Annotated in this window: 1 pseudogene; it reads left to right on the forward strand. The window is 67.1% G+C overall.

Features of this window, described 5'->3' with window-relative positions:
• Window positions 1-115: 115 nt before the first annotated feature.
• Window positions 116-428, forward strand: a pseudogene (locus tag AVT10_RS14585) (IS21 family transposase); the annotation flags it as partial.

Genomic DNA, 428 nt, shown 5'->3' on the forward strand with positions numbered 1-428 from the left:
GTGGATCGGCGTGGAAAAGGGACCCCGGTAGCGGGGTGATCGGCGTCGAAAAGGGACCCCTCATCCCGTTGGTCTAGGCTGTTCGCTTGGCGGTGTGTCAGGCGGCGAGATCGGGATGCTGGTATTGGAGACGGTGTTGAGGATCCGGCGCGAGCACGCGTCGGGGAAGGCCATCAAGGCGATAGCGCGGGACCTGCACCTGTCGCGCAAGGTGGTGCGCAAGGCGATCCGGGCGCCGGAAGCGGACATGGGGTATCGGCGGGAGGTACAGCCGCTGCCGAAGCTGGGGCCATTTCAGGCGCGACTGGATGCGTTGCTGGAGGAAGATGAGGCACGGCCGCGGCGCGAGAAGCTGCGCCTCACGCGCATCCACGACCTGCTGCTGCGCGAGGGGTTCGACGGCTCGTACGACGCGGTGCGGCGTTATG

Origin of the sequence: Sphingomonas hankookensis (assembly GCF_001619955.1) — a bacterium.
GTDB lineage: Bacteria > Pseudomonadota > Alphaproteobacteria > Sphingomonadales > Sphingomonadaceae > Sphingomonas > Sphingomonas hankookensis_A.